This is a genomic window from Accumulibacter sp., assembly GCF_029255285.1.
Classification (GTDB): domain Bacteria; phylum Pseudomonadota; class Gammaproteobacteria; order Burkholderiales; family Rhodocyclaceae; genus Accumulibacter.
The window spans coordinates 17649-43903 of record NZ_JAPUVI010000002.1 but is presented as its reverse complement, the minus strand read 5'-3'; the positions used below and the strand labels follow the sequence as shown (position 1 = coordinate 43903).

23 protein-coding genes are annotated in these 26255 nt (G+C 62.6%); 2 read left to right on the top strand and 21 right to left on the bottom strand.

Annotated features, from left to right (window positions below; translation table 11 throughout):
• Positions 1-20: 20 nt before the first annotated feature.
• The 16 genes from Q1M07_RS00290 to Q1M07_RS00215 form a co-directional block, all read right to left on the bottom strand.
• Positions 21-752: a uracil-DNA glycosylase family protein gene (locus Q1M07_RS00290; protein WP_300449183.1), complete on the bottom strand. Its 732-nt coding sequence runs from the start codon at positions 750-752 to the stop codon at positions 21-23.
• On the bottom strand, positions 719-1978 hold the full coding sequence (locus tag Q1M07_RS00285; RefSeq protein WP_300449182.1) for an AmpG family muropeptide MFS transporter: 1260 nt from the start codon (positions 1976-1978) through the stop codon (positions 719-721). Before Q1M07_RS00285 ends, Q1M07_RS00290 begins: the two co-directional genes overlap by 34 nt.
• Positions 1978-2601: a methionine biosynthesis protein MetW gene (gene metW / locus Q1M07_RS00280; protein ID WP_300449181.1), complete on the bottom strand. Its 624-nt coding sequence runs from the start codon at positions 2599-2601 to the stop codon at positions 1978-1980. The genes Q1M07_RS00285 and metW overlap by 1 nt, the downstream gene beginning before the upstream one ends.
• Positions 2598-3725 (bottom strand): homoserine O-acetyltransferase, encoded by a 1128-nt coding sequence (locus Q1M07_RS00275; RefSeq protein ID WP_300449180.1) that lies wholly within the window; start codon positions 3723-3725, stop codon positions 2598-2600. Before Q1M07_RS00275 ends, metW begins: the two co-directional genes overlap by 4 nt.
• Positions 3725-5467, bottom strand: coding sequence for a phosphoenolpyruvate--protein phosphotransferase (gene ptsP / locus Q1M07_RS00270; RefSeq protein ID WP_300449179.1), 1743 nt, complete (start codon positions 5465-5467; stop codon positions 3725-3727). The genes Q1M07_RS00275 and ptsP overlap by 1 nt, the downstream gene beginning before the upstream one ends.
• 7 nt (positions 5468-5474) lie before the next feature.
• Positions 5475-5744 (bottom strand): HPr family phosphocarrier protein, encoded by a 270-nt coding sequence (locus Q1M07_RS00265; RefSeq protein WP_300449178.1) that lies wholly within the window; start codon positions 5742-5744, stop codon positions 5475-5477.
• A gap of 22 nt (positions 5745-5766) precedes the next feature.
• A complete protein-coding gene (locus Q1M07_RS00260; protein WP_300449177.1) occupies positions 5767-6159 on the bottom strand; it encodes a PTS fructose transporter subunit IIA in 393 nt (130 codons plus the stop codon).
• Between the two features lie 70 nt (positions 6160-6229).
• Entirely contained in the window at positions 6230-7267 is a 1038-nt protein-coding gene (locus Q1M07_RS00255) for an FAD:protein FMN transferase (protein ID WP_300449176.1), read from the bottom strand.
• On the bottom strand, positions 7249-8202 hold the full coding sequence (gshB, locus tag Q1M07_RS00250; protein WP_300449175.1) for a glutathione synthase: 954 nt from the start codon (positions 8200-8202) through the stop codon (positions 7249-7251). Before gshB ends, Q1M07_RS00255 begins: the two co-directional genes overlap by 19 nt.
• On the bottom strand, positions 8193-9503 hold the full coding sequence (gene gshA / locus Q1M07_RS00245; RefSeq protein WP_300449174.1) for a glutamate--cysteine ligase: 1311 nt from the start codon (positions 9501-9503) through the stop codon (positions 8193-8195). The genes gshB and gshA overlap by 10 nt, the downstream gene beginning before the upstream one ends.
• A 95-nt stretch (positions 9504-9598) precedes the next feature.
• A complete protein-coding gene (locus Q1M07_RS00240; RefSeq protein WP_300449173.1) occupies positions 9599-10831 on the bottom strand; it encodes a class I SAM-dependent methyltransferase in 1233 nt (410 codons plus the stop codon).
• A 32-nt stretch (positions 10832-10863) separates the two neighbouring features.
• Complete coding sequence (locus Q1M07_RS00235; RefSeq protein WP_366983854.1) at positions 10864-11274, bottom strand: CreA family protein; 411 nt, start codon at positions 11272-11274, stop codon at positions 10864-10866.
• 160 nt (positions 11275-11434) lie between these two features.
• On the bottom strand, positions 11435-13771 hold the full coding sequence (locus tag Q1M07_RS00230) for a DNA topoisomerase IV subunit A (RefSeq protein ID WP_300449172.1): 2337 nt from the start codon (positions 13769-13771) through the stop codon (positions 11435-11437).
• A 2-nt stretch (positions 13772-13773) separates the two neighbouring features.
• Positions 13774-15723 (bottom strand): DNA topoisomerase IV subunit B, encoded by a 1950-nt coding sequence (gene parE, locus Q1M07_RS00225; protein WP_300449171.1) that lies wholly within the window; start codon positions 15721-15723, stop codon positions 13774-13776.
• A gap of 233 nt (positions 15724-15956) precedes the next feature.
• Positions 15957-16514: a hypothetical protein gene (locus tag Q1M07_RS00220; RefSeq protein WP_300449170.1), complete on the bottom strand. Its 558-nt coding sequence runs from the start codon at positions 16512-16514 to the stop codon at positions 15957-15959.
• Positions 16515-16558: 44 nt separating this feature from the next.
• Complete coding sequence (locus Q1M07_RS00215) at positions 16559-17119, bottom strand: cob(I)yrinic acid a,c-diamide adenosyltransferase (RefSeq protein ID WP_300449169.1); 561 nt, start codon at positions 17117-17119, stop codon at positions 16559-16561.
• Between the two features lie 49 nt (positions 17120-17168).
• Here Q1M07_RS00215 and hyi point away from each other — a divergent pair, with 49 nt between their 5' ends.
• The gene (hyi, locus tag Q1M07_RS00210) at positions 17169-18023 is read left to right on the top strand and encodes a hydroxypyruvate isomerase (protein ID WP_300449168.1); all 855 of its coding nucleotides are present in this window, start codon (positions 17169-17171) and stop codon (positions 18021-18023) included.
• 1 nt (position 18024) lies between these two features.
• On the opposite strand, the gene Q1M07_RS00205 is transcribed toward hyi, so the two are convergent.
• Together Q1M07_RS00205 and aceK are read right to left on the bottom strand one after the other, a co-directional pair.
• On the bottom strand, positions 18025-18924 hold the full coding sequence (locus tag Q1M07_RS00205; RefSeq protein WP_300449167.1) for an SdiA-regulated domain-containing protein: 900 nt from the start codon (positions 18922-18924) through the stop codon (positions 18025-18027).
• Positions 18925-18942: 18 nt separating this feature from the next.
• Positions 18943-20709 (bottom strand): bifunctional isocitrate dehydrogenase kinase/phosphatase, encoded by a 1767-nt coding sequence (gene aceK / locus Q1M07_RS00200; protein ID WP_300449166.1) that lies wholly within the window; start codon positions 20707-20709, stop codon positions 18943-18945.
• 351 nt (positions 20710-21060) lie between these two features.
• On the opposite strand from aceK, the gene icd reads away from it, so the two are divergent.
• Positions 21061-22290, top strand: a complete 1230-nt coding sequence (gene icd, locus Q1M07_RS00195) for an NADP-dependent isocitrate dehydrogenase (protein ID WP_300449165.1) — start codon at positions 21061-21063, stop codon at positions 22288-22290.
• Positions 22291-22334: 44 nt separating this feature from the next.
• Here the strand turns inward: icd and Q1M07_RS00190 are convergent, their stop codons facing one another.
• From Q1M07_RS00190 to Q1M07_RS00180, 3 genes are all read right to left on the bottom strand, one after another.
• A complete protein-coding gene (locus Q1M07_RS00190; RefSeq protein ID WP_300449164.1) occupies positions 22335-24701 on the bottom strand; it encodes a GspE/PulE family protein in 2367 nt (788 codons plus the stop codon).
• Positions 24702-24715: 14 nt separating this feature from the next.
• On the bottom strand, positions 24716-25483 hold the full coding sequence (locus tag Q1M07_RS00185; RefSeq protein WP_300449163.1) for a 3',5'-cyclic-nucleotide phosphodiesterase: 768 nt from the start codon (positions 25481-25483) through the stop codon (positions 24716-24718).
• 94 nt (positions 25484-25577) lie between these two features.
• Complete coding sequence (locus tag Q1M07_RS00180; RefSeq protein ID WP_300449162.1) at positions 25578-26255, bottom strand: FHA domain-containing protein; 678 nt, start codon at positions 26253-26255, stop codon at positions 25578-25580.

Sequence of the window (26255 nt, the reverse complement as noted above, 5' to 3'; positions counted from 1 at the left end):
TGGCGAGCCGCCCGACTCTACTACTCCCAGACCCCCAACGCGCAGAGTTGTTTGGTCGCCGCTTCAGCCCAGCCGCGGTTGGCCAGCGGGCTTGCCGGACTGGGATGCAAAACGCGGCCGATTATTGGCTTTTTGCCGGCCAGCGCGGACCGGGCACGCGCTTCGGCGAAGCCGCCCAGGCCGATCACCCACTCCGGCTGCATCGCGTCGACCACGGCTTGCAGATGCGCGTCACAGACGGCTTGGAGCGGCGCCGCCTCGGCGGACGGCAGCTTGTCCGGCGTCAGGTTGCGCGCGCCATCGAAAAAAGCCAGCGGACAATAGTTGGCAACGAAATGCTCGGCAAAAAACGCGTCGGCCGTTCCAAAACGCTCCCGAAACAGTCCCCACAGGCGTCGCCCACTGACTTCGGAGCGCGCACAGGCAAAGCCTTCGATCGGCCGCGCAGGATTTTCCAAGACGGGCCGTCTGACGGCGCAGGCGATTCCCAACCAGTCGCGAACCGCCGCGATTTCGCCGAAAGGCACACCGGACTGAAGCATTCCGAAAGGGCCGGGGTTCATGCCGAGAAACAGGACTCGCCGACCGCTTGCCGCATAGCGCCGCAAATACGTTTCGTGCGCCGCCCAGGCATAGGTCAGCGGGTTGTAGACGTGGCTCACCGGCGGCGCGAAGCGGAGAGTGGCAAGTCGGGCAGACAACGCTTGGGCAGCGTCGATCAGTGCGGCGGCGACGGAGGCGTCTCGTTCCATGGCGCAACCTTCAGAAGCAGCAGCATGCCGGGGACGGCAAGCAGGAAACAGAGCAGGAAAAAACTGACCCAGCCGACCGATTCGACCAGCGCGCCGGCACTGGCGTTGATGAACGTTCGTGGAACCGCGGCCAGGCTGGTAAACAGGGCGAACTGAGTCGCCGTGAACGCCGGATTGGTCGCGCGCGCGATAAACGCGGTGAAAGCCGCCGTACCGAGTCCGACCCCCAGATACTCGGCCGAGATCACCCCAGCCAGCGCTGCCCGGTCCAAACTGTCGATGGTCGGCTGGGCGCCACGCCACGCCAGCCAGGCGAAACCGAGGATGGTCACCCACTGGACCAGGCCGAACAGCCATAGCCCGCGGTTGATTCCCAAGCGAACCATCCACAGTCCGCCGAGCAGGCCACCGAAAACCGCTGGCCAGAGGCCGGCGTGCTTGGCGATTACGCCGATGTCGGTCTTGCTGTAGCCAAGATCGAGATAGAACGGCGTCGACAGCGCCGTCGCCAACGAATCGCCGAGCTTGTACAGGAAAATAAAACCCAGCACCAGTAGCGCCCCGCGCCAGCCTTGGCGGCCGATGAACTCGCGAAAAGGCTCGACGACCGCCTGGCGCAGGTTCTTGGGTGCGCCGACCGGCGGTGGTTCGCCAACCGCCAGCACCATCACCATGCCCGGCAGCATGAATGCGGCGGTAATCCAGAAAACCTGCGACCAGGGAAGCAGATCGGCCAGGATCAAGGACAGCGACCCGGGTACCAGGCCAGCAATCCGGTACGCATTGACGTGCACCGAATTGCCGAGACCCAGTTCCTCGTCGCTAAGTATTTCGCGCCGAAAGGCGTCCAGTGCCACGTCCTGCGTTGCCGACAGAAAAGCCAGGAGCACGGACAGCCAGACTACCGGCGTCAGATGGCTGGCCGGCGAGAAACCGCCGAGCAAGCCGATCGAAACCAGCAGACCGATTTGTGACAGCAGCGTCCAGCCCCGCCGGCGACCGAGCGGCAGGTGGTAGCGATCAAGCAGCGGCGACCAGAGAAACTTCCACGTATAGGGAAACTGGATCAAGGCAAAGAAGCCGATGGTCTTGAGATCGACGCCGTCGCTGCGCAACCAGGCCGGCAGCAGATTGAGCAGCAGGTACAGCGGCAAACCCGAGCTGAAGCCGGTAAACACACAGATCAGCATCCGCCGGGTAAGCAGCAGACGCAGTGCGCCGGGCATCAGGCTTCTCGCCCCAGCCGATAGAATGCGAGACTGCCGTTCAGGTTGGGATCATCGGACACTTCGTGTCCTGCCTCATCGAAGGCCAGGCGTTCGCGGATCTCGATGCCGAGTCGGGCGCAGAGTTGCTCGAAATCGACGATCGTAAAGAAACGCACGTTCGGCGTATCGAACCAGTCGTAAGGCAGGTCTTCCGAAACCGGCATATGCCCCTCAGCGATCGCAACGCGATTGGTGCGGTAGGCAAAATTGGGGAAGCTGACCACCGCCTCCTCGGCCACCCGCAACATCTCGCCCAGAATGCGCTCGGTGGCGTGCATCGTCTGCAACGCTTGCGAAATGATCACGTGATTGAAAGACTGGTCCTCAAAACCGGAAAGCCCGCATTCGATGTCCATCTGGATCACGTCCACACCGTTGCGGATACAACCGAGAACGCTGTCGTGATCGATCTCGACGCCGTAGCCGGAAACGTCGCGCGTCTCGTTCAGGTATCGCAGAAGCCGTCCGTCGCCGCAGCCGAGGTCGAGTACGCGTTCGCCCGGCGGAATCCAGTTCGCGATGACGGCGAAGTCGAAGCGCTCTCGCTGCTCGGCCCGGATTCTCCTTTCTTGCTCGGTCATACGCTGATGTTCTCCAGGTAGGCGCGAAGGAGAGCATGATAGTGCTGGTCGTCGAGCAGAAAGGAGTCATGCCCCGCGTCACAGTCGATCTCCGCGTAAACGACGTGCAGTCGGTTGTGCAGCAGAGCAAAGACGATCTCTCGCGAACGCGACGGCGCGAAGCGCCAGTCGGTCGAGAAACTGGCGACGAAGAAACTGGCACGCGCACGCGCGAAAGCCGCAGCCAGATTGCCGTCGTAACCATAGGCCGGGTCGAAGTAGTCGAGCGCCTTGGTCATCATCAGATAGGTATTGGCATCGAAAAAGCCGGCAAACTTGTTCCCTTGGTAGCGCAGGTAGGACTCGATCTCGAAATCGACGTCATAGCTGAACTTGTGCTCGCCGTGACGTAGTTGTCGGCCAAATTTTTCGGCCATCTGACTATCCGAAAGATAGGTGATGTGGCCAACCATTCGCGCCAGACGTAAACCTCGGGTCGGAACGACACCGTAGTCGGCGTAGTAACCGCCATGGAAATCGGGATCTGAGAGGATCGCCTGCCGGGCGACCTCGTTGAAAGCGATGTTCTGCGCCGACAGTTTGGGCGCCGAAGCGATCACCACGGCGTGGCGGATACGATCAGGATACTGCAGAGACCACTCGATGGCCTGCATGCCGCCGAGGCTGCCGCCGATCACCGCCGCCCAAGTCCGGATTTCCAGGTGGTCGGCCAATCTGGCCTGTGCCGCCACCCAGTCTTCGACCGTGACCAGTGGAAAGTCGGCCCCGTAGCGCTTTCCGGTTTGCGGGTTGATCGACAGCGGTCCGGTCGAACCGTAGCAGCCACCGAGATTGTTCACCCCGACAACGAAGAACTTTCGCGTATCGAGCGGCTTGCCCGGACCGACCAGGTTGTCCCACCAGCCGACGCTCTCGGGATCGTCGGCATACACGCCGGCAACGTGATGGCTGCCGGAAAGGGCGTGGCAGACAAGAACCGCATTCGAGTGCTCGGCATTGAGCGTGCCGTAGGTTTCGAAAGCCAGCGAGAACCCCGGCAAAGAAGCGCCACTCTTGAGAGTCAACGGCTCGTCGAAGTCCACGCTGCGCGGCACGACAACGCCGACGGAATTACTTGGTGACATCAGGCGTTCAGCTTCTCGAGTTGCTCACGGATCTTGGTTGGCTCCTCGTGGCGGAGCAGGCGACGAACAATGGGCGCCAGTTCGGCGCAGTTGCTCTGCATGATTCGCTGCTTGACCAGCAGAACATGCGCCGGATGCATCGAGAACTGGCGCAAACCCATGCCGAGCAGCAGGCGCGTCAGCGATGGGTCGCCGGCCAACTCGCCACAGATCGAAACCGGGATGTTGACCTTTTCGGCGCTTGCGATGGTATGCGCCAGCAGCATCAGCACCGCCGGGTGCAGCGGATCATAGAGGTGCGCCACCTGCTCGTCACTCCGATCGATCGCCAGTGTGTACTGGATCAGGTCGTTGGTGCCGATCGACAGAAAATTGACACGCCGTAGGAACAGGCCGACGGCCAGCGCCGCCGCCGGGATCTCGATCATCGCGCCGACCGGCGTCGCTTCGTCGAAGCCGACCCGCTCGCTGCGCAGGCTCGACTTGGCACGCTCGATCGCGGCCAAGGTCTGGTCGATCTCGTGCGCTTGCGAAAGCATGGGAATCAAGAGCTTGATCTTGCCGTACTTGGATGCTCGCAGGATCGCCCGCAACTGCGTCTGGAACATCTTGGGCTCGGCGAGCGACAGGCGGATAGCCCGCAAGCCGAGCGCCGGATTGCTTTGCAGCCGGTCCCCCTGAACTTTCTCCGGATGCAGGTCCTTGTCGTAACCGAGATCGAAAGTCCGTATGGTGACAGGCCTCCCGCCCATCCCCTTGACCACCGCCCGGTAGGCTTCGAACTGCTCGTCCTCGGTCGGCATGTCGCCGCGGTCGAGAAAGAGAAACTCGGTGCGAAACAGACCGATACCTTCGGCACCGCCGTCGAGCGCGTTGGCCACATCGCCCGGCAGCTCGATATTGGCATGCAGGTCGATATCGACGCCATCCAACGTCACCGACCTGGCGGTCTTGAGACGCCGGAGCTTGCTGCGCTCGAGCTCGATCTGGCTCTTGCGGAGGCGGTACTCCTCGAGCACGCGCACGTCCGGGTTGACGATCAGCACGCCGCGTGTCCCGTCGACGATCAGGACTTCCTTGTCGCGGATCAGCTGCCGCGCGTTGACCAGACCGAGGACTGCCGGAATGCGCAGGCTACGGGCAAGAATCGCCGTGTGCGAGGTAGACCCGCCGACATCGGTGACGAAGGCGGCGAAATGGTGCTCTTTGTAGGCAATCACATCGGCCGGCGAGAGATCGTGCGCCACGACGATCAGATTTTCTTCCTTGATCCCCTTGCCCGTTCTGAGCGACATCCGGCCGGGCTGGCCAACGAGTTCCTTGATCACGCGCTCGACGACTTGGCGTACGTCGTAACTGCGCTCGCGCAGATACTGGTCGTCGAAACGTTCGAACTGGCCGACCAGGATCTCCATTTGCTGCACCAGCGCCCATTCGGCGTTGCAGCGACGCTCGCGGATCAGTTGCTTGGGGGTCTCGGCCAGTTCCGGATCGGAAAGGATCATCGTATGCAGGTCGATAAACGCTCCGAACTCCGTCGAGGCGTGCTGCATGCGCTCCTTGAGGTTGGCAAATTCCTCGCGTACGCGCGCCACCGCCGCTTCGAAACGAGCCACCTCCCTGTCGACCAAGCGAGGAGCGATGACCAGATGCGACACCTCAAGTGTCGCGTGCGACATGAGATGCGCCTGGCCGATCGCGATGCCGCCGGAGACAGGCAGCCCATGCAGCGTAAAGCTCATGATGTCCTCACTCGGCCTCGCCGAAGCGGTCGGCGATCAGTGCGACGATCGCCTCACTGGCCGCCTGCTCGTCTTCCCCGACGGTTTCGACGACCACCACCGAGCCCTTGCCCGCCGCCAGCATCATGACACCCATGATGCTCTTGGCGTTGATCCGGCGCTCGCCCTTCTCCATCCAGACTTCGCTCGAGAAACGGCTGGCCAGCTGCGTCAGCTTGGCCGAGGCGCGGGCATGCAAGCCGAGTTTGTTGAGGATCGGTGCTTCAGCACGTACCATGCCGCATTCCCTTCATCGGATTCTAGATCACCGCCGGCAGCTTGATGACGCCATCGTGGGCGCCGCTGATCGCTTTCTGCAACATCGTTTCCATCCCTCGTTCGCGGTAGGTCAGGGCGCGCAACAGCATTGGCAGACTGGCTCCGGCAACACCCTCGACACGCCCCGGCTCGAGCAGCTTGAGTGCCAAGTTGGCCGGCGTCGCGCCAAAGATGTCGGTCATCACCAGGACTCCTTCGCCACCATCGACCTCCTTCAGCAGCAGGCGCGCCAGCGACAGGATGTCGAGCGGATCGTCCTGCGCGGCGACGCCGAGTTGCGCGACCAGCGGCGGGCGTTTGTTCAGAACATGACACACGTTCTGAATCAGGCTTTCACCGAAAGTGCCGTGCGTCACCAGCAAAATACCGATCATTACTTTCACCCCTTGTCACAGGCCGCCATTCTAAGGGATTCCATGTCCTGCGGCAGCATAGGCGCACACTTCAGGGAACGATTTCGAGCGCCGCCGGCTGAGCTCCGACGTAGGTCAACCGGCGCTGCATGGCATTGCTGACCTGCAGGTGGCCCTGCTCGTCGACCCTCAGCACATGCTCGACCTGCAGGCGACGTGCCAGGCGCGGCCAGTCGCCGCCAGCAATGAACAACGGCTTCGAGGCGACGTCGGACAGCGTCCCGGCGGCAGCGCGTGGCGTGATCAACACGCTGAGCGCCTGCGTATGTGCTACCGGCCAAGCACTGCGCGGGTCGAGCACGTGGCAGTAGCGCCGGCCATCGACCTCGAAATAACGCTGATAGTCACCGGACGTACCGATGGCTTCACCGTCGTCGAGCTCGAGCGTGGCCAGCGGGCCCGGCTGCCGCGGATGCTGAATGCCGACCCGCCAGGGCTGGCCATTCCTGCTGCCGAGTGCCATGACATTGCCGCCAATGTTGAGCAACGCATTGTTCACCCCTTGCGCTTTGAGAATCGCCGCCGCGCGGTCAAGCGCGACACCTTTCAGGTAACCTCCGAAGTCCAGCGCCACGTCACGTTTTCGGCTGGCAACCGAAAATCCGTCTACCTGCAGGTCGGCGATACTCGGACGTGCCGCGCGCCAGGCAGCGATGGCGCCGGCATCGGGCAGGAGGGCTGGCAGCTCGTCGGCGTGAAACCCCCACAGGCTCACCAGACGGCCGATTCCCGGGTCGAAGAGCTGCTCGCTGGCCAGCGCCAGGCGCTGGGCATCGGCGAGCAGTGCGGCCATTTCCGCCGTCACGACCTGCGGCCGGCCGGCCGCCAACGCGGCGTTGAGCTCACTGAGCTCGGAAGGCTGCCAGGCGTGGTAGCTGCGATGCAGGCGGTCGAACTCCCGCAGCACGGCGGCGGCTGCCGGGCGTGCCGCTGTTTCGGGCAAGCCGGCAATCAGGACTTCGACTCGGGTACCAAAAACGAAGGCTTCCTGATGATAAAGCGGCGCCGGACGACAGGCGGCGAGCAGGCCGACAAGAAGGATCAGAAGGCCTAGACGGCTCGCGTGCACGCACGCTCCAGCGCGGCAACGAACACCTCGGCAGCATCGAAGCCCGTCTGCTCGGCGATTTCGACCAGGCAGGTCGGGCTGGTGACGTTGATCTCGGTCAGCCAGTCGCCGATCACGTCGAGACCGACCAGCAGCAGCCCGCGCGCGGCCAGCACAGGGGCCAGCGTATCAGCGATCTCCCGGTCGCGCGCCGTCAACCGGCGCGCCACACCGCTGCCACCGGCAGCCAGATTGCCGCGCGTCTCGCCGGCTTTTGGGATGCGCGCCAGACACCACGGTACGACCTCGCCGCCGATCAGCAGGATGCGCTTGTCGCCATCGACGATCTCCGGAATATAACGCTGCGCCATGATCGTGCGCGTGCCGTGGCGGGTGAGCGTTTCGACGATGACGTTGCGGTTCGGATCCTCGTCCCGGACGCGAAAGATCTGGCTGCCACCCATGCCGTCGAGCGGCTTCAAAATCGTGTCGCGTTCGCGGTCGATGAAGGAATGGATCAGTGCCGCGTCGCGCGCCACCACGGTCGGCGCCGCAAAGCGGGAAAACTCGGCGATCGCCAGTTTTTCAGAGTGATCGCGTAGCGCCTGCGGTCGATTGAAGACGCGCGCGCCCTCCGCCTCGGCCCGTCCAAGCAACCAGGTCGTGGTGACGTATTCGACGTCGAACGGCGGATCCTTGCGCATCAGGACGGCGCCGAAATCGCGCAGGGCGACGACGTGGCGATCGATCTCGACGAACCAGTCGTGGTCGTCGGCAAGCATCTCCAGATGCACCGCTTCGGCACACACGCCGTGCAGGGCCGACAGATGAATCGCTCCCTGCTGCACGGCCCAGATCGCATGGCCACGCGCCTGCGCGGCACGCATCAGTGCGATGCTCGTATCCTTGTACGCCTTGAGCGACTCGAGCGGGTCTACGACAAAAGCTATGCGCATGCCAGTTGTTCCTTCACAGGTGCCGTACGTTCGAGTTCCAGCGACGCGGCCAGATGCGCCAGACGTGCGACCACGCCGTAAGCGTAGAAGCGGTTCGGCGCCGCGTCGGGAGTCTGGCACTGGTCGGGCAGCGAACAACTGGTCTCGAAGGCCAGCCGCTCGAAATGCATTCCCGGTGCGTTCAGGTTTTCGTCGCGGCCGCGGCCGCTATGCACGCGGTAGAAACCACCGACCACGAAGCGGTCGATCATGTAAACCACCGGCTCGGCGACACCCTCCTCCTTGCCGCTGCCGACCACCTCGTAGCTATGTACGCCTTCCTGGATGATCACCTGCGACACCGACAGGCCTTCCTTGATCACCGACATCTTGTTGCGCTGCCGGCGATTGAGGCCAGTCACCTGGGACGCGTCCTTGACCGTCATGACGCCCATGCCGTAGGTGCCGGCATCCGCCTTGACGACGACGTAGGGCGTCTCGTCGATGCCGTACTGCCGGTACTTCTCGCGGATCAGCTCGAGCACCGCATCGACGTTGGCCGCTAGGCAGTCCTCACCCTGCCGCTCATGGAAGTTGACGCTGTCGCAGACCGAAAAATAGGGGTTGATTCGCCACGGATCGATGCCCACCAATCTGGCGAAATCGCCCGCCACTTCGTCGTAGGCAGCGAAGTGATTGGATTTGCGACGCACCGCCCAGCCGGCGTGCAATGGGGGCAGCAGCACCTGCTCGTCGAGATGGCGCAGGATCTCCGGAATGCCGGCCGACAGATCGTTGTTGAGCAATATGGCACAAGGCTCGAAGCCCTTGAGCCCGAGCCGTTGGCGGTTGCGCAACAGCGGCTCGAGAAGCAGCGTCGTGCCATCCGGCAGCTCGACCGGTGTCGGCTGATCGATCTCCGGCAGCAGCGAACCGATGCGGACTTCGAGGCCGGTCAGGCGCAGGATGGCGGCGATCTGCGCCACGTTCTGCAGATAAAACAGGTTACGCGTGTGGTTCTCGGGAATCAGCAGCAGCCTCCTGGCATCCGGACAAATGCGGTCGACCAGGGTAAGTGCCGCCTGGACGCAAAGTGGCCGGAAACTCTGGTCGAGATTGTTGAAGCCGCCGGGAAAGAGATTCATGTCGACCGGCGCCAGCTTGAAGCCCGCATTACGCAGATCGACCGACCCGTAGAAGGGTGGCGTATGCTCTTGCCACTGGGCGCGCAACCAGCACTCGATCTCGGACATGGCATCCAGAAAACAGCGCTCGATCTCGAGCAGTGGACCACTGAAGGCCGTGGTAAGACGTGGAACCATGAGCTTGTCTCCTCCACTCCGACAGCAGTGTTGCCGGGAGTGTGCGGTGATGAAGCCTGCCGGGACGGCGAGGCGCGGCTGTTCAGCGAACCGGGCTATTGTACCCCGCTGCGCGGCAGGAAGACGCGGCACGACTCGGGTAGCGGCGTCTGCTCCAGGCTGCGCTGGGTGAACAGAAAACGGCCGTCGCAGACGAAGCCGAGGTCGGCCCAGTCGACGGCATTCAGCGCTGCCGCCAGAGCCTGCACGTCGGTCGCCGGATCGCGCGGGAAGATCGCCAGCACCGATCCGTCGTAATGCGGGCAGGCGTGGACGAAGAACGGCTGCGGCCGGCGCGTCTTGTTATTTACGTACACACGTGCCTGCGCCGATTGATGATAGCCACGTCCCCAATGCCACCAGTTGGACTCGTCGAAAGGCCGAATACGACGCGCGATCAGCCTCGCCTTGTGCGCCAACAAGGCGGCCGGTGGCGGTTCGCCAGGTTCACACCAGAGCATTCGTCGCGTCCTTCCGCTGGCCACGGTCGCCGAGCAGACGAAGTCACGACTGCCGTAATGGTCGTTGGCGTACAGATCGTCGGCTCCGGACACCGCGCCAACCCTCACGAAAGCCAGATCGGCCAGGTGCAGAGCATAATCGCCACGAGTAAATAGCAAATGACCGCCGCTTTCGACGAAGTGCCGCTCTTCCCAGCGCAAGCGGCGCAAACCGGCGATTCCGTCGGCGACGCCGAGCGTCGCGAAGCGCGTCAGGCGCGAGAAGTTCCCGTGTTCGAAACGCCAGATGGCGCAGTTCGGCGTTGCACCGTCGAACACGCGTGAATCGCCAAGCTCGATGAAATCGGTGATCGTCCCCGTGGCGTGCAAGAGCCGGTTGAGCGGCACAGCCGAGGTCGCCTTGACGAAATCGCGCGGCGTGATGAAGATGAGTTCCGCGCTTGGCGCGAGGTGACGCAGGCACTTCTCCATGAAGAACAGGTAGAGGTTGGCGCGTCCATCGAGAACGCTGCGCCTGACGCGCTGGCGTGTCCCCGGCTGGATGTCCTGGTAACGCACATAGGGCGGATTGCCGATGATCGTCACGAAGGACTCGTGCTCGGGCAGATCGAAGAAATCCATCACCCGCGCGCCTGGCGGCGCATGCCGCGGATCGATCTCGATGCCGACCGCGAACGGAAAATGCCGCAAGAAGGCGCCGTCGCCGCAGGCCGGTTCGAGCACCCGGCCGCAGTGGCGAACCAGCGAGAGCATGGTATCGACGATCTGCGGCGGGGTGAACACCTGGCCGAAGCGGCCGACATCGCACTCGGCCGCTACCTGCGGCATGGGCGGCTCGACCGTTGGCCAGCCGAGCACCGTCAGCGCCCCCCCCAGGGCATCACCGGAACCGTCGACAGGCTGTTCGTCGGCGCGCCGTCGATCAGCTTGCGGCTGATCGCCAAATAGACGAGCGTCTTGTTGGTTTCGTCCCAGAGTCTGATGACCCGGGTTTCCTTGAACATGATCGACGTGTCGTCGGAGAATACCGTGGCTTCCTTGGGCAGCTTGGCCGGCAAGATGATTGGCCCGGTCTGCCGACAGGCCAGCGAAAACTGCGACGGATCCTGTGCCAGACCGAAGGATCCGCTGACGCCGCCGGTTCTCGCCTGGCTGACGTGACAGGTCACACCCGACACCTTGGGGTCGGCGAAACTCTCGACGCAAATCCGGTGATTGGCCCCGAGCAGTTTCCACTCGGTGGTCACGCAGCCGATCGGCTCGGCCGGCACCGGCTCTCCCCACAGAGCCAGCGCAAGGAAAGCACTTGCACTTGCACTCGCCCAAACAATCCGTTTCCTGCCATTTATCACGCGTTTCTCCCAGACAGTCGACCCCGAGGCGCGAAGCCGACACGGCGTTCGCTCAAGGAACAGGTGGTTTCGCCGCCGATCACTCCGGGCACGCTTCCAGCGTCACCTGGCTGATCTGACCGACGGGTGACCCGCGGCGCGCCCGCTGAGCCAGATGGCGGTCCTCGGAAAGCAGGGTCTTGACCCGGTTGCGAGCCGTTCCGCGGATCATCACTCGTGTCCCCCGTACCGCCACGACCGCGCGCAGCGTCTCGCCATCGCGCAGTCCGATGATCTGGACACCCTTGCCGCTCGCCAAACGCTTCATCTGCTCAAGCGGAAAAACGAGCAGTCTTCCGTCTTCTGACAAAGCGGCAAGGTGATCGCGACCGGCAATCGGCACGGGAGGCAGGATGCTCGCCCCGTCTTCGATGCTCAGAAACGCCTTGCCCGCTCTCTGTCGCGACAGCAAATCACCGTAGGTACAGATAAAGCCGTAACCCGAGGTCTTGGCGACCAGCAATTCATCCTCCGGACGACCAGTGATGACGTGCGCGATCTTGCCGCTTCCCAGGTCCACGAACGACGACAGCGGCGCTCCCAAACCACGGCCGTCGGGAAGACTGGCGATCGCCACGGTAAACGCCCGTCCTTCGGTCGACAGGATCACCAGGGAGTCGACCGAACGGCACTCCTGCGCCGAACCCGCACGGTCGCCGTCCTTGAAGACGACGCTGGAGAGATCCAGGCCATGGCCCTGTCTGACACGTGCCCACCCCTTCTCGGAAATGATGACGGTCACCGGCTCGTCGGCAACGCTGGCGACTTCCGAGCGCGCCGCGGTCGCCGCGGCAAGAATGATCGTGCGCCGCGCGTCACCGTGCTTCTCGACGTCGGCGCGAATCTCGCGGATCACCTGTCGGCGCAACAGGGCGTCGCTGCCGAGAAGCTTCAGCAAACCCTCGCGCTCGCCGCGCAGCTTCTCGAGCTCCTGCTCGATGCGTAGCCCTTCGAGGCGTGCCAACTGACGCAGACGGATTTCGAGGATGTCCTCGGCCTGACGGTCAGACAACGTGAAGCGGGCAATCAGTGCCGCCTTCGCATCGTCGGAGTGGCGAATGATGCGAATCACCTCGTCGATGTTGAGGAAGACGATGTGGCGGCCTTCCAGGATATGAATGCGGTCGTCGGCCTTCTGCAGACGGAACTCGGTACGACGGTGCACGGTACGGATGCGGAAGGTGCACCACTCGCCGATCAGGTCGGTCAACGACTTCTGGCGCGGCCGGCCGTCGATGCCGACCGCCACCAGGTTGATCGGTGCCGACGTCTCGAGACTGGTATGAGCCAGCAACAGCGCGACGAAGTCGTTGCGGTCGATGCGCGAACTGGTCGGTTCGAAGACCAGCCGAATGTCGTCGTCCTTGCCTGACTCGTCACGCGCCCGGTCGAGCTGCGAGGCCATCAATGCCTTGAGCTGCGCCGCGTGCTGTTCGACGACTTTCTTGCCCGGCCGGGGTTGCGGGTTGAGCAGGGCACCGATCTCGAACAGCACTTTGGCCGTCGAAACCCCTGGCGGCAATTCCCGGAACACCACCTGCCAGGCACCGCGTGCCATCTCCTCGAATTCGTAGCGCGCGCGCACACGCAGGCTGCCGCGTCCACTGGCGTAAGCGGCGGCGATGTCAGCCGGCGAAGAAATGATCTGGCCGCCGCCAGGATAGTCGGGACCGGGAATGTGCTCCATGAGCTCGGTGAGGCCGGCCGCCGGGTGCTCGATCTTGTGGATCGCGGCGGCAGCCACCTCGCGCAGGTTGTGCGAGGGGATTTCGGTGGCCATGCCGACGGCAATCCCGGAAGCCCCGTTGAGCAGCGCGAAAGGCAGTCGCGCCGGCAGGAAAGCCGGTTCGTCGAAAGAGCCGTCGTAGTTCGGCTGAAAATCGACGGTCCCTTCGCCAAGTTCGTTGAGCAGCAATTCGGCGATCGCCGTCAAACGCGCCTCGGTGTAGCGCATCGCCGCCGCGTTGTCGCCGTCGCGCGAGCCGAAGTTGCCCTGGCCATCGACCAGCGGATAACGCAGCATGAAGGACTGGGCAACGCGCACCATCGCGTCGTAGGCCGAGGTGTCACCGTGCGGGTGATACTTGCCGATCACGTCGCCCACGACGCGCGCCGATTTCACCGGCTTGGCGGTAGCCGACAAGCCCAACTCGCGCATCGCGAACAGGACACGGCGTTGCACCGGCTTCAGCCCGTCCTTGACATCCGGCAGCGCACGGCCTTTGACCACGGCGACGGCGTACTCGAGGTAGTCGCGTGCCGCCGAATCGTGCAGCAGGATGCTGTCGTCGTCTTCGGCCAGCGGCGCCGTCGGCGCGGCAGGCGGTGCCGGCGGTGGCGAGTCGGCGAAGAGGTCGGGAGTCGGGTCGTTCTTCAAGATCAAATCTCCGCGCCGATCATGGCGCCGTTCTCTTCCATCCACGCCCGCCGGCCAGCCGACTCGCTCTTGCCCATCAACATGTTCATCACCGGCTTCGCGGCTTCGGCACCCGGCAGGCGTATGCGCATCAGACGGCGCGTATCGGGCGACATGGTCGTCTCCCACAGTTGCTCGGGATTCATTTCGCCCAGCCCCTTGAAGCGCGAAATCGATATCGCTTCCGGCTTGACCCCTTCCAAGCGCAGGCGATCGATCGACGCTTCGCGCTCGGCGTTGTCCAGCGCGTAGATCTTGCGCGGCGGGCGGTTCTTCCCCTGGCCGGGCACGTCCAGCCGATAGAGCGGAGGTTGCGCGAAGTACAGATGGCCGCGCGCGATCAGCCGCGGGAAATGGCGGTAGAACAGCGTGCACAGCAGGACACGGATGTGCGAACCATCGACATCGGCGTCCGTCATGATCACCACCTTGCCGTAGCGCAGATTGGCCAACACCGAATCGGGCGCGCCCGCCGCATGTGGATCGATGCCGAGCGCAACGGCGATATCATGCACTTCACGGTTGGCAAACAGGCTTCCGGGTTCGATTTCCCAGGTATTCAAGACCTTGCCGCGAAGCGGCAGGATCGCCTGCAACTCCTTGTCGCGCCCGGCTTTCGCCGAGCCGCCAGCGGAATCGCCCTCGACGAGAAAGATTTCGTTGCGGCTCACGTCTTCGCTCTGGCAATCGGAGAGCTTGCCGGGCAGGATCGCGACAGCCGACTGCTTGCGCTTCTCGACCTTTTGACCAGCCCGGCTGCGCGCCTGTGCGGCGCGGATAGCCAGTTCGGCAATTCGCTTGGCGGCGTCCGGGTGCTCGTTGAGCCACAACTCGAGCGGATCGCGCAGCATGCGTCCGACGAGCGCCACGGCATCGCGCGAATTGAGGCGCTCCTTGGTCTGGCCCTGAAACGACGGATCGAGCAGGCGTACGGCGAGAACGAAGCTGGCGCGCGAGAAAACATCCTCGGCCGCCAGTTTGACCCCCTTGGGCAACAGCGCATGGTGCTCGGCAAAACTCCGGATGGCGTCCAGGGTCGCTTGCCGCAGGCCGGCCTCGTGCGTGCCGCCAGCGGTCGTCGGAATAAGGTTGACATAAGACTCGCGTGCCAGGCTCCCTTCGGCCGTCCAGCAGATCGCCCAGGCGGCGCCCGAGCCGGCCGGGAAAGTGTCGTCGCCCTTGGCGGCGTACTTCTCGCCACTGAAGATCGGCGCCACGGCCTCGCCGTCGAGTTGCTCGGCCAGATACTGCCGCATGCCGTCGGCGAAGCACCAGTCGCTCGTCGATCCGTCCTCGACGCTCAGTGAGACCTGCAGACCGGGCAACAGCAACGCCTTGCTGCGCAGCAGACGTTCGAGCTGCGCCAGCGGGATCGTCGACGTATCGAAGAAGGTCGGGTCTGGCCAGGCGCGCAGCCGCGTGCCGGTCGTTTTTTTCGGAGCATCGCCGACACGCTGCAGCGGTTCGACGACGGCACCTGCGGCGAAAGCCATCCGATGCCGCGCACCGTCGCGAACGACCTCGACTTCCAGCCTGGTCGACAAAGCGTTGGTCACCGAAACGCCAACGCCGTGCAAGCCGCCTGAGAAGCGGTATGCCGAGTCGACGACCTCTTTGTTGAACTTGCCGCCGGCGTGCAGACGGGTGAACACCACTTCGACCGTCGGCACCTTTTCAAGCGGATGCATCTCGACCGGAATGCCTCGGCCGTCGTCCTGCACCGTCACTGACTGATCGCGGTGCAGGATCACGCTGATCCGCTTGCAGTGGCCGCCGAGCGCTTCGTCGGCCGCGTTGTCGATCGCTTCCTGGATGATGTGCAAAGGGCAATCGGTACGCGTATACATCCCAGGGCGATGGCGCACCGGCTCGAGTCCCTTGAGGACGGCAATCGATTCGGCGGTATAGCTCACGGTCTTGATCTCTCCAGCAGGCTGCCCAGCGCCTGAAAACGGCGGCCACAGAGCACACCTTGCCTACCCAGGACGGCTACGCGAGCGACACCGGGGCGGCGACGCCCTGGCGGCATGGCGGCGAGCCGCGGAGTTTACTACCGATCTGGCGCCCGTTGGGGCTGTTTGGGCGAAGGACGGGGAGTCCTACGTTCAGGCCAGTGGCAGAGCTTGGCGTGACCTCCGCAGAGCGCCTAGACCGAATCCGCCAACCAAGCGTCGCGCGGCAGGTCGGGAACGCCTGGGCTGATCAGAAAGCGCGTCATCGCCTGCGGATTCATGAGGCCGATGCCGCCCTGTGCGAGGTGATAACTGATGACCGGACGTTCGAAGAGACTCGTCAGGTTCATCAGCCGCTCGGCCAATGCCGCCTTACGCACTCCCTCGGCGCGGGTATGAAGCACATGGCCGCCGGTAAAGAAGAAATCAATGCGCGCCCTGACGTGCTCGCCATCGGTGGCGCCCGTGAAAGGCATCCCGACCTGCTCGGGCGTCAGCGCAGTCAATGTCAGATTCTGAGACGTCGGCACGTAAGCGTTCAGGTCACGACTGGCTTCGATCTCGACGCAAGCGATCGAGCCTGGCGAGAAGACCTCCGTCTGGCCGGCCGAACCGACGATCAGTGGCTTGCCCGCAAAGATCTGACTGCTGCGCTTGAGGCTCTCGAGAATCTGTTCGACGCTCGCCGCGTCGGTCTGCAAAAAGCGTCTGGCGCGGCTAGCAGTGGTAATGACGGTAATGCTGATCGCCATGGCGATGCTCCTCAAGAACGGTGAGTGGGTCTCACCGAGCGCAGTCAGTCGGGCCCACGGTTCTTCCCCTGCACCCATAACACGTCGCCGCGCCCCGTCGCCCGGTTCAACGAACGGCCCACGACAAACAACAGATCCGACAGTCTATTCAGATACTTGCGAGAAAACTCGGAGACCGTTTCGGTACTCGCCAAATGGACGATCTGACGCTCGGCGCGACGGCACACGGTGCGCGCCACATGCGCTACGGCGGCGGCGCGCGTGCCGCCAGGCAGGATGAAGTCCTTGAGCGGCGCAAGATCCGCGTTGAACCGTTCGACCAGCGTCTCGAGCCGCATGACCTGCGCCTCGTTGATCGTCTTGCTTCCTGGAATGCACAACTCGCCGCCGAGATCGAACAGGTCATGCTGAATGCCGGTCAAGGCCTGCCGGATGTCGTCCGGCAATTCCTCAGTCAACAGCAGACCGATCGTCGAGTTGAGTTCGTCGACCTGGCCCATGGTCTCGACCCGCAGGCTGTCCTTGCCGACTCGCGAACCGTCGCCCAAGCCGGTCGTGCCAGCGTCACCGGTACGCGTGACAATTTTCGAAAGGCGATTGCCCATGCTCGTTTTCCTGGTCAGAATATAAGGAATTATAGCCGAAGGAGGGTCCGTGCCCGGCCGATCTCTGCAGCTCAGCGCCAACCTCAGCTTTCTCTTCACCGACTCGCCGTTTGCGGACCGCTTCGCGCGTGCCGCGCGGGCCGGATTCCGTGGCGTCGAGTACCTGTTTCCCTACGCCTGCGAGGCAGAAGAGCTTGTTCGACTGCTCATCGAAAACGGGTTGCGGCAGGTTCTGCACAACCTGCCGGCGGGCGACTGGGCAGGCGGCGAGCGCGGTATCGCCTGTCTGCCTGGCCGCGAGGCCGAGTTCCGCGACGGTGTCGAACTGGGGATCGACTACGCGCGCCGTCTCGGCTGTACGCAACTCAACTGTCTCGCCGGAGTGGCACCCGCCGAAGTACCGGAAGCGGAGATCCGAGCGACGTTCGCCGCCAACCTCCGGCATGCCTCGCAACGCCTGGCGGCGAACGGTATCCGCCTGCTCATCGAACCGATCAACAGCCGTGTCGACATCCCAGGTTTCTGGCTCGACACACCGACGAAAGCCCTGGCGTTGATCGACGAAATCGCATCCGACAACCTCTGGTTGCAATACGACATTTACCACGCGCAGGTCATGGAAGGCGACCTGGCAAGGACGATCGAGACCCACATCGGGCGCATTGCGCACTTCCAGCTGGCGGACAATCCGGGACGTCACGAGCCGGGAACCGGTGAAATCAACTACCGTTTCCTTTTCCGTCTTCTCGAGCGGCTCGGCTACGAAGGCTGGTTGGGTTGCGAATACCAACCGCTATTGGCAGGTGCGGGCACCGAGAGCGGCCTGGGCTGGGCAGAGGAGTGGCTTCACCAGCCGGCGACGGGCCGAGATGTTGCGCGGCCAACGCTGGCTTGTCGGTCCTAGACTATGGATCGACTGGCGCCTTGCGAAACACGTAGAACAGATTGTGTTCGCTGACCACGTACAGATTACCGGCCTCATCGAGAGCGAGTCCCTCGGCCTGAGGGATAGAGTGCTCGAGACCGTTCAGGCCGCGCAGCAGGGTAATGAAACTGTGCGGCTGATAGGTCTCGTTCAATTCCACCAGCAGATGCGACTCCTGCGATAGCGCCAGGATGTAGCCGCTGCGTGGATCGACGGTGAGCGCCGCCAGATCGGTCATGTAGCCGCCGAGATCCTGCAGTTCCTGCAACTCGCCGGTGACGCGGCAGCCGTCCGAAGGCAGGCCGTAGAGCATCACCGGGTACTTCTCCTTGCCCAACAGCAGGCGCCGGTGGCGAGGATCCCAGGCCAAACCTTCGAAGCCCTTGTTCGGTTCCTCCGCGTGGCCGAGATCGACCTGCTGGATGAAATGCTCGGCGCGCAACTCTTGAGTTCCGGGGTCGATGCGGAAGATCGACAGCCGATGCTGGCGTTCGTCGGTGATCGCCATGCAGCCGCCTTCCAACACCGCGACGCCCTCGAGATCGGACGCGCCACGTACCGGTATACGGCGCAACACCCCGCCTTCACGTGACAACTCGATGAGCAGCGGCTGCTTGCTGCTGACGGTGAACAGCGTTCCGGTCGCCGGGTTATAGGCCAGGTCGGAGAATTCCTCCTTCTCATAGCCCGTCACGCCGACCTGTAGCACCGTCCGGTAGCCGGGCAACCAAAGGCTGGCGGCGCGCTCTTCGGAGGTACGGCGCGACTCTTCCAGCCACAACAGCGCGCGCGCATCCAGGCGCAGGTGATGCGCACCAAGGCCGAGGACGAGAATCAGGAGGCTGGCCAGCCAGAAACGACTGCGGCGCGACAGGCGCATGACGAGTGGGATGAACCGTCAGGCAACGCCGGCCGGGGCGACATCAAACCTTCGGCAAAACCGCAATTCTTCGGGGTAGGGGAAAAAATCCTCGACATGGCCGGCGCGGATTTTCTCCTGCGCGCTCTGCCAGAACTTCACGCTCAGCAAGGCTCGATGGTACTTGAGGAAAGCCGAGCGCACTTTCGGCGAACCGAGCAGGAAGCTGGCGAACTCTTCCGGAAAGACATCGTGCCGGGCGACGGAATACCAGGGCTCACTGGCCATTTCCATTTCCGGGTACGGCGCCTCGGGAATGACTCGAAAGTTGGTATCGGTCATCAGCTCGATTTCGTCGTAGTCGTAGAAAACGACTCTGTTGTAGCGCGTGACGCCGAAGTTCTTCCACAGCATGTCGCCCGGAAAGATATTGGCACAGGCGAGTTCCTTGATGGCGTTGCCGTATTCGAGAACGGCGTGGTCTATCTGCTCCGGCGTCGCCGTGTCGAGGTAGATATTGAGCGGCGTCAGCCGACGTTCGATGTAGAGGTGCTTGATCACCAGATCGTCGGCCTCCTCCTCGATCAATGACGGCGCCAGCGTCTTCAGCGCCTCGAGCAGTTCGACCGAGAAACGCTTGCGCGGCAGCGCGACCTGCGAAAACTCGAGTGTGTCGGCCATGCGGCCAACCCGGTCAACCTGCTTGACGAGCAGGTACTTGCGCTTGACGGTCGCCCGGTCCATCTCCTTCGAAGCACCAAAGACATCCTTGATGAGTTTGAAGACGTAGGGATACGAGGGCAGCGTGAAAACCAGCATGACCAAACCGGCGATTCCCGGTGCGATGACGAACTGGTCTTCGGAATGCCGCAGGTGCTGCTTGAGATCTCGAAAGAACAGGGTCTTGCCTTGCTTGCCGAGACCCAGCATGGTGTACAGCTCGGAAGCCGGTTTGTTCGGCATGATGCTGCGCAGGAACTGCACATAGGCTGACGGCACCTCCATATCGACCATGAAATAGGCACGCGACAGCGAAAACAGGACGCTGATCAGCCAACTGTCAAGCAGTATCGTATCGAGCACCAGTTTGCCCTCCGGCGAGTGTAGAACCGGCACGGCGAAGGCGTACTCGTGGTGGCCGTTGATCGCCTTGCCGAAAATGTAGGCGCCCTTGTTGCGATAGAAGGCAGAGTGCAGAACCTGGATCTGGGCGTTGGCCTCCGCGGCCGGCCAACTGCCGAAGCGCGCCTTGACGCTGCGCAGGACATAGTCGATGTCGCGATCGAGACTTTCGAAAGGTCGCCGCCAGCCGAAGTCGATGATGATCTGCTTGATCGTCGTACGCAGGCCGTGCTGCGCCGGATAGTAACTGCGATACGACGGCGGATCCGACTGGATATATTCGGTGGACACGGCCGGCCGGGCAAAGATGTAGTCGTTGTGGAAATACGTGCGATGCAGGATCTTCGAGCAGACCGAATTGAAGAAGGTTTCGGCAAGTTCCGGTTGCTTGTGGTTGATCAGTTGCCCGATGTAGAACAACTTGACCTGCTGCCAGGTAGCGTCGTCGATCGCGGCAGCGCCGAACTCCGCCGACAGCAGGTCGGCGGTTTCACGAACGCGGTCATCGTAGGACCGGATGCGCTCCCGGACGGCATCATGAACGCCCCGCCAGTCGCCGGCCTCGAAGAGCTCTTTAGCCCGCTGGCCATAGCTTCGAATCAGACGGTAATGCCGATTGAAGCCATCGATCATGGCCTCGACAATACGTTGGGCGAGCAAGTTTTCGATCGTCGAAATGTCCATGGTGAGCGCTCAGGCAATGCGATGCGAAAGGATTTTAGCATCCTCCGGGGATGGCTATCCGGCTCGTCACTGCCACTCCGGCAGCCGCCTCGCGAAGCTCTGGTTGTCGCGCCAGACGTTCCACCCGGAGGCTGGACCAGGCAAGGGCGAAAGCCCGAGAATTACTGCAGAACACATGAATTTACGACATAATCGCGGGTGGTGCCGCAGGGAAATCTGGCTTCGCACGAGCTTCCTTCGGGCCCAGGTAAGCAGCATCGTCCGATCTGCAGCTTCTGAGCCGGCGCGTGGCGCTGCAGGGCACCGGCGCCGGCACCCGTATCGGCGACAACCACACAATTAGGAGTTGGCATGAGCGAAAGTCTGATCAAGGTTCCGCAAGGCGGCGCGAAAATCATCCCGGGGCAAGCGATCCCGGACAACCCGATCATCCCTTACATCGAAGGCGACGGTATCGGCATAGACATCACGCCGGTGATGATCAAGGTCGTCGACGCCGCCGTCGCCAAGGCCTACGGCGGCAGCAAGAAGATCTACTGGATGGAAGTCTACGCTGGCGAGAAATCGACGCAGATGTACGGCTCCGATGTCTGGTTGTCGACCGAGACGCTCGATACGCTGAAGGAGTATTCGGTTTCGATCAAGGGCCCGATGACGACACCGGTCGGCGGCGGCATCCGGTCGCTGAACGTCGCACTGCGCCAGGAACTCGACCTCTACCAGTGCGTCCGGCCGATTCAGTATTTTCGTGGTGTCCCTTCGCCGCTCAAGGATCCGGCGAAAACCAACATGGTCATTTTCCGTGAAAACACGGAAGACATTTACGCTGGCATCGAGTGGCTGGCTGGCTCCGATGGCTGCAACAAGGTCATCAAGTTCCTGCAGGAAGAGATGGGTGTCACCAAGATCCGTTTTCCGGCGAGTTCCGGCATCGGCATCAAGCCGATTTCGCGGGAAGGTACCGAGCGTCTGGTGCGGGCGGCCATCAAGTATGCGATCACCAACAAGCGGCGCTCGGTGACCATCGTGCACAAGGGCAACATCATGAAGTTCACCGAAGGCTCCTTCCGCGACTGGGCCTATGCGCTGGCGAAGAGCGAATTCGGCGGTGTCGAGATCGATGGCGGACCATGGCTCAAGCTGCCGAACGGTATCGTCATCAAGGACTCAATCGCCGACGCCTTCCTGCAGCAAATCCTGCTCCGCCCGGCCGAATACGATGTCATCTGCACCACCAACCTGAACGGCGATTACATCTCCGACGCGCTGGCCGCTCAGGTGGGCGGTATTGGCATCGCACCTGGCGCCAACATTTCCGACCAGTACGCCTGTTTTGAGGCGACGCACGGTACGGCGCCGAAGTATGCCGGGCTGGACAAGGTCAATCCGGGTTCGCTGATCCTCTCGGCCGAAATGATGCTGCGCCACCTGGGCTGGGTCGAAGCGGCCGACCTGATCATCAAGTCGATGGAAGCGGCGATCGGCGACAAGGTCGTGACCTACGATTTCGCCCGCCTGATGGAGGGCGCCACCGAGGTGTCCTGCTCGGCATTCGGCGATGCAATGATCGAACGCATGTAAGTCTCGAGCCAGGCCCCCGGCGCGGGGGCCTGGCCTGTTCCGCCCTACTTGACGCAGACGATACGTACCTGCTTGAGGTCGGTGAGGCCGGCCAGAACTTTTTCGATACCGTCCATGCGTAGCGTACGCATGCCTTCGTTGAGCGCAGTGGCTAGCAGGTCAGCCGCACGCGCACGCTCCTGAATCTGCTTCTTGAGAAGATCGCTGCCGGTCAGCAGTTCGTGTAGGCCGACCCGTCCCTTGTAACCACTTCCGGCACAGGCTGGACAGCCTTTGGCGCGGTAGAGCGTGAACTTGCCGCCGCTGGCGTAGCGCTTCAGCCATTCCTGTTTCACCCGCTCGGCGGCGGACAGCGGATCCTCCTGCCACGTCGTCGTATGCTTCATTTCCGCACTGTACTCGACCAGCAGGTGGTCGATCTCTTCCTCTGCCGGTTGGTACTCCTCCCGGCACGACAGGCACAAGCGCTTAGCGAGACGCTGGGCCAGAACGCCGAGTAGCGCATCGGCGAAGTTGAACGGGTCCATGCCCATGTCGAGCAGGCGGTTGATCGACTCGGGCGCGCTGTTGGTATGCAGCGTCGCCAGGACCAAGTGGCCGGTGAGTGACGCTTCGATGCCGATCGAAACGGTTTCCCGGTCACGCATTTCGCCAACCATGATGACATCCGGGTCAGCGCGCAAAAAGGCGCGCATTACCGTGGCGAAGTCGAGCCCGGCCTTCTTGTTAACCTGCACCTGCCGCAGACCCTTCTGACTAATCTCGACCGGATCCTCGGCGGTCCAGATCTTGGTTTCCGGACGGTTGAGGTAACTCAGGATCGAGTGCAGCGTAGTCGTCTTTCCCGAACCGGTTGGGCCGCAGACGAAAAACAAGCCGTAGGGTTTGTCGACCACGGCCTTCAGGCGTTCGAGGTTGTGTGGTGTGACGCCGAGCTGATCGAGCGGGATCGGCTCGCCGGCGGCGAGAATGCGCAGCACCACGTCTTCCATGCCGCCAGCGGTCGGCAACGTCGCAACTCGCAACTCGATGTCCAGCGGCCCCCACTTCTTGAACTGAATCTTGCCATCCTGCGGCCGGCGCTTCTCCGAGATGTCGAGATCGGACATGATCTTGAGGCGGGCGATCAAGGCGTTGCGGTAGGCCGCGGGAACCTCGATGTAAGGCGTCAGCGAACCATCACGACGCAAGCGGACCAGGGTCTTGGCCTTGCCCGGCCGCGGTTCGATGTGGATATCGGAAGCCCCTTGCTGACAAGCATCGACGATGATCTTGTTGACCAGACGAACCAGTTCATTGTCGGCGGCCGCACTGAGCACCTCGGAATGGCTTCCGCCGCCATCGCCCAGTTCGTCGTCGTCGAGACCGGACAACAGATCGCCCACCGAATCGAGATCGGCCGTCGCCGCGAAGAAGCGGTCGACAGCGAGCGAGAATTCGCGCCGGGTGGTCACACGATAAACAATCCGGCTCTTCGGAAAAACGTTGTTGACAGTCCGCGAACTCCTGACCCGCTCGGGATCGATGGCCACCACGACGACCCCTTCCGCCGCCTCTTCGATCGGTAGCCACTGATTGGCCTCGACGTAGTCGCGCTTGAGATTCTTCAGCAGATCGACCGGTTTCACACGATCAGGCTGGAAAGGCTCATAGGGAACCGCGAAATAGGTCGACAGCGCGGCACCAATGGCCGGCAGCGGAACCTGGAACTCGCTACACAGCACGTGTTCGATGTCGGCGTTCTTGCGGCGTGCCGAGCGCTGGGCCAGATCGAACTCGGCGGCCGAAATGATCGCCTCGCTGACCAGGGCATCGTAGCGCGTCCGCCGAAGCTCGGGAGTCTTCTGGCGCTGCGCGAAAGCGACGGCCAAGGTCTGCGCGAGGGCCTGGATACCCTCCTCGGCGACCGCCGGAAACGGTGCGTCTGAACGACTGTTGATCAGTTGTACGACGCCCAGCAACTCGTTGCTCTGGACGTTGACGATCGGCGCCACCAGCATCTGCTTGGAACGATAACCGGTACGCCGGTCGATCTCCTTGAGAAAACGCAAGCTCGGACTGTGGCTCGCGAGTTCGCGATCATCGTACACATCGCGGATATTGAGCATCTTGCCGGTCGCGGCGACATAGCCGGCAATACTCTTTTCGGAAATCGGCAGCCGAATGTCCTTATGCGAGGCGAGCCCGGTCTTCAGTTTCGAGACGATGCTCTGCCGGTCGTCGCTGAGCAGATAAATGGTCAGCCGATCGCTGTGAAAGAGTTCGCAAATGTCCTCCGACATCTCGAGCAGGATCTCGTCGGCGTTATTTGTGGCGTGGATCTTGTTCGTCACACGCTGAAGATTCTTGAAGAAACCCAGGCGCCGACTCATGTCGCCCAGGCTGCTGTCGATCGGCCAGTTGGCTGCCATTCCTTGTCTCGCGCTCAAAACTCGAAAATCTGGTTGTGCTGCAGCATGCGCGGCTTGAAGCGGCCGGCGCAGCGTTCGATTTCCAACATCGTCAGTTCGCTCTGGCCGGGTTTCAGATGACTGACATAGACCTCGGCCTCCCTTTCGAGCTTCGCCAGTTCCTCGGCCAGCATGCTCGGACAGAGATGCTTGGAGACATCCGCCAAGCGCCGTTCATGGTTGGGGAAGGCGGTTTCGATCAGCAGGTAGCGCAAGTTGGCGATGCGGTTGACCACCGGCCAGAAGGAGTCATTGACCGTCGTGTCGCCAGTGAAAACCAGGCTGGCAACCCCGGAATCGAGCTGGTAACCGACCGCCGGAACGGTATGCTCAGCGGGCAGCGCCGTGACCGTCCTCGAACCGATACGGACCGATTCGCCAAGCGCCATCGCCTGATAGTGAATCAGCGCCTTCTCCGGGCTCGGGATGACGCGAAAATCGGGCCAGATAACCCAGTTGAAGATGTGTTCGCCGATGATCGCCAGCGTCGCCGCCGTCGCATGCACGGTCAGGGGCCGGTCGCGCAGGTCGCTGACCGAATCAACCAGCAGCGGTAGCGAGGCAATGTGATCCAAGTGCGAGTGAGTCAGGAAGACGTGGTCGATGAGCGCCAGTTCGCCCAGCGAAAGGTCGGCTACCCCCGTTCCGGCATCGATCAGCAGGTCATCGTCGACCAGCATCGAGGTGGTCCGCAAATGGCTCCCGCCAATGCCTCCGCTGCAGCCGAGCACCCTGACTTTCATGACGGCTGCACGGCCAGTGCCGATGTTTCGCTCGGCTGGCGGCCAAACGGCCGAATGCTCGGCACGGCCTCCTGACAATGAGCTGGCAAATTCATCACGTCTTCAGGAAAAACTCCATCTTCACGCCAGCCAACTCGATCACGTCGTGGTCCTCCAGACGATGCGCCTGCGCATCGAGCGACTTGCCATTGAGGACAGGGAAGCTGGCTCCCTCGACGTGCGTCAGGAAGTATCCCTGCGGTCGCCGGGCAATCACCGCGACTTGCACGCCGGGTTTGCCAAGCGTCGTCAGCGTCTTGGTCAACTGCAATTCACGGCCGGCGTTCGAGCCGCTGAGCAACTGGATAGCCGCGACAGCCGGCGCCCCCTTGCCTGCCAGCGCTCGACCGGCACCGACCGGATCGCTCGCCTTGACGGCTTCGGGCACTGGCATCGACTCGAACAGCATGTTTTTTGCGTAGTCCGTCGTCTCTCCCGGCGTCACGGGAGCGGCAAGGTATTTCATCTTGTACTTGCCCAGCTCGATGACATCGCCGTCCTTCAGGAAATGCTTCCTTACCGCCTGTCCATTGACCATCGTACCGTTCGTACTGTTCAAGTCCTCGAGGAAGGAATCGTTGAGGATCGTCACCACCGCCGCGTGCTCGCCACTAATCGCCATGTTGTCGATCTGAATGTCGTTGGTCGCTTTGCGGCCGATGCTCATGCGATCCTTGAGCAGCGGGATCTCCTTGAGCACCAGACCATCCATGCTAAGTATCAGCTTTGCCAT

Coding starts and splice junctions, on each gene's coding strand:
- Q1M07_RS00290 (WP_300449183.1), bottom strand. CDS start 752: ATGGAACGAGACGCCTCCGTCGCCGCCGCACTGATCGACGCTGCCCAA.
- Q1M07_RS00285 (WP_300449182.1), bottom strand. CDS start 1,978: ATGCCCGGCGCACTGCGTCTGCTGCTTACCCGGCGGATGCTGATCTGT.
- metW (WP_300449181.1), bottom strand. CDS start 2,601: ATGACCGAGCAAGAAAGGAGAATCCGGGCCGAGCAGCGAGAGCGCTTC.
- Q1M07_RS00275 (WP_300449180.1), bottom strand. CDS start 3,725: ATGTCACCAAGTAATTCCGTCGGCGTTGTCGTGCCGCGCAGCGTGGAC.
- ptsP (WP_300449179.1), bottom strand. CDS start 5,467: ATGAGCTTTACGCTGCATGGGCTGCCTGTCTCCGGCGGCATCGCGATC.
- Q1M07_RS00265 (WP_300449178.1), bottom strand. CDS start 5,744: ATGGTACGTGCTGAAGCACCGATCCTCAACAAACTCGGCTTGCATGCC.
- Q1M07_RS00260 (WP_300449177.1), bottom strand. CDS start 6,159: ATGATCGGTATTTTGCTGGTGACGCACGGCACTTTCGGTGAAAGCCTG.
- gshB (WP_300449175.1), bottom strand. CDS start 8,202: ATGCGCATAGCTTTTGTCGTAGACCCGCTCGAGTCGCTCAAGGCGTAC.
- gshA (WP_300449174.1), bottom strand. CDS start 9,503: ATGGTTCCACGTCTTACCACGGCCTTCAGTGGTCCACTGCTCGAGATC.
- Q1M07_RS00240 (WP_300449173.1), bottom strand. CDS start 10,831: ATGCCGCAGGTAGCGGCCGAGTGCGATGTCGGCCGCTTCGGCCAGGTG.
- Q1M07_RS00220 (WP_300449170.1), bottom strand. CDS start 16,514: ATGGCGATCAGCATTACCGTCATTACCACTGCTAGCCGCGCCAGACGC.
- Q1M07_RS00215 (WP_300449169.1), bottom strand. CDS start 17,119: ATGGGCAATCGCCTTTCGAAAATTGTCACGCGTACCGGTGACGCTGGC.
- Q1M07_RS00205 (WP_300449167.1), bottom strand. CDS start 18,924: ATGCGCCTGTCGCGCCGCAGTCGTTTCTGGCTGGCCAGCCTCCTGATT.
- aceK (WP_300449166.1), bottom strand. CDS start 20,709: ATGGACATTTCGACGATCGAAAACTTGCTCGCCCAACGTATTGTCGAG.
- icd (WP_300449165.1), top strand. CDS start 21,061: ATGAGCGAAAGTCTGATCAAGGTTCCGCAAGGCGGCGCGAAAATCATC.
- Q1M07_RS00190 (WP_300449164.1), bottom strand. CDS start 24,701: ATGGCAGCCAACTGGCCGATCGACAGCAGCCTGGGCGACATGAGTCGG.
- Q1M07_RS00185 (WP_300449163.1), bottom strand. CDS start 25,483: ATGAAAGTCAGGGTGCTCGGCTGCAGCGGAGGCATTGGCGGGAGCCAT.
- Q1M07_RS00180 (WP_300449162.1), bottom strand. CDS start 26,255: ATGGCAAAGCTGATACTTAGCATGGATGGTCTGGTGCTCAAGGAGATC.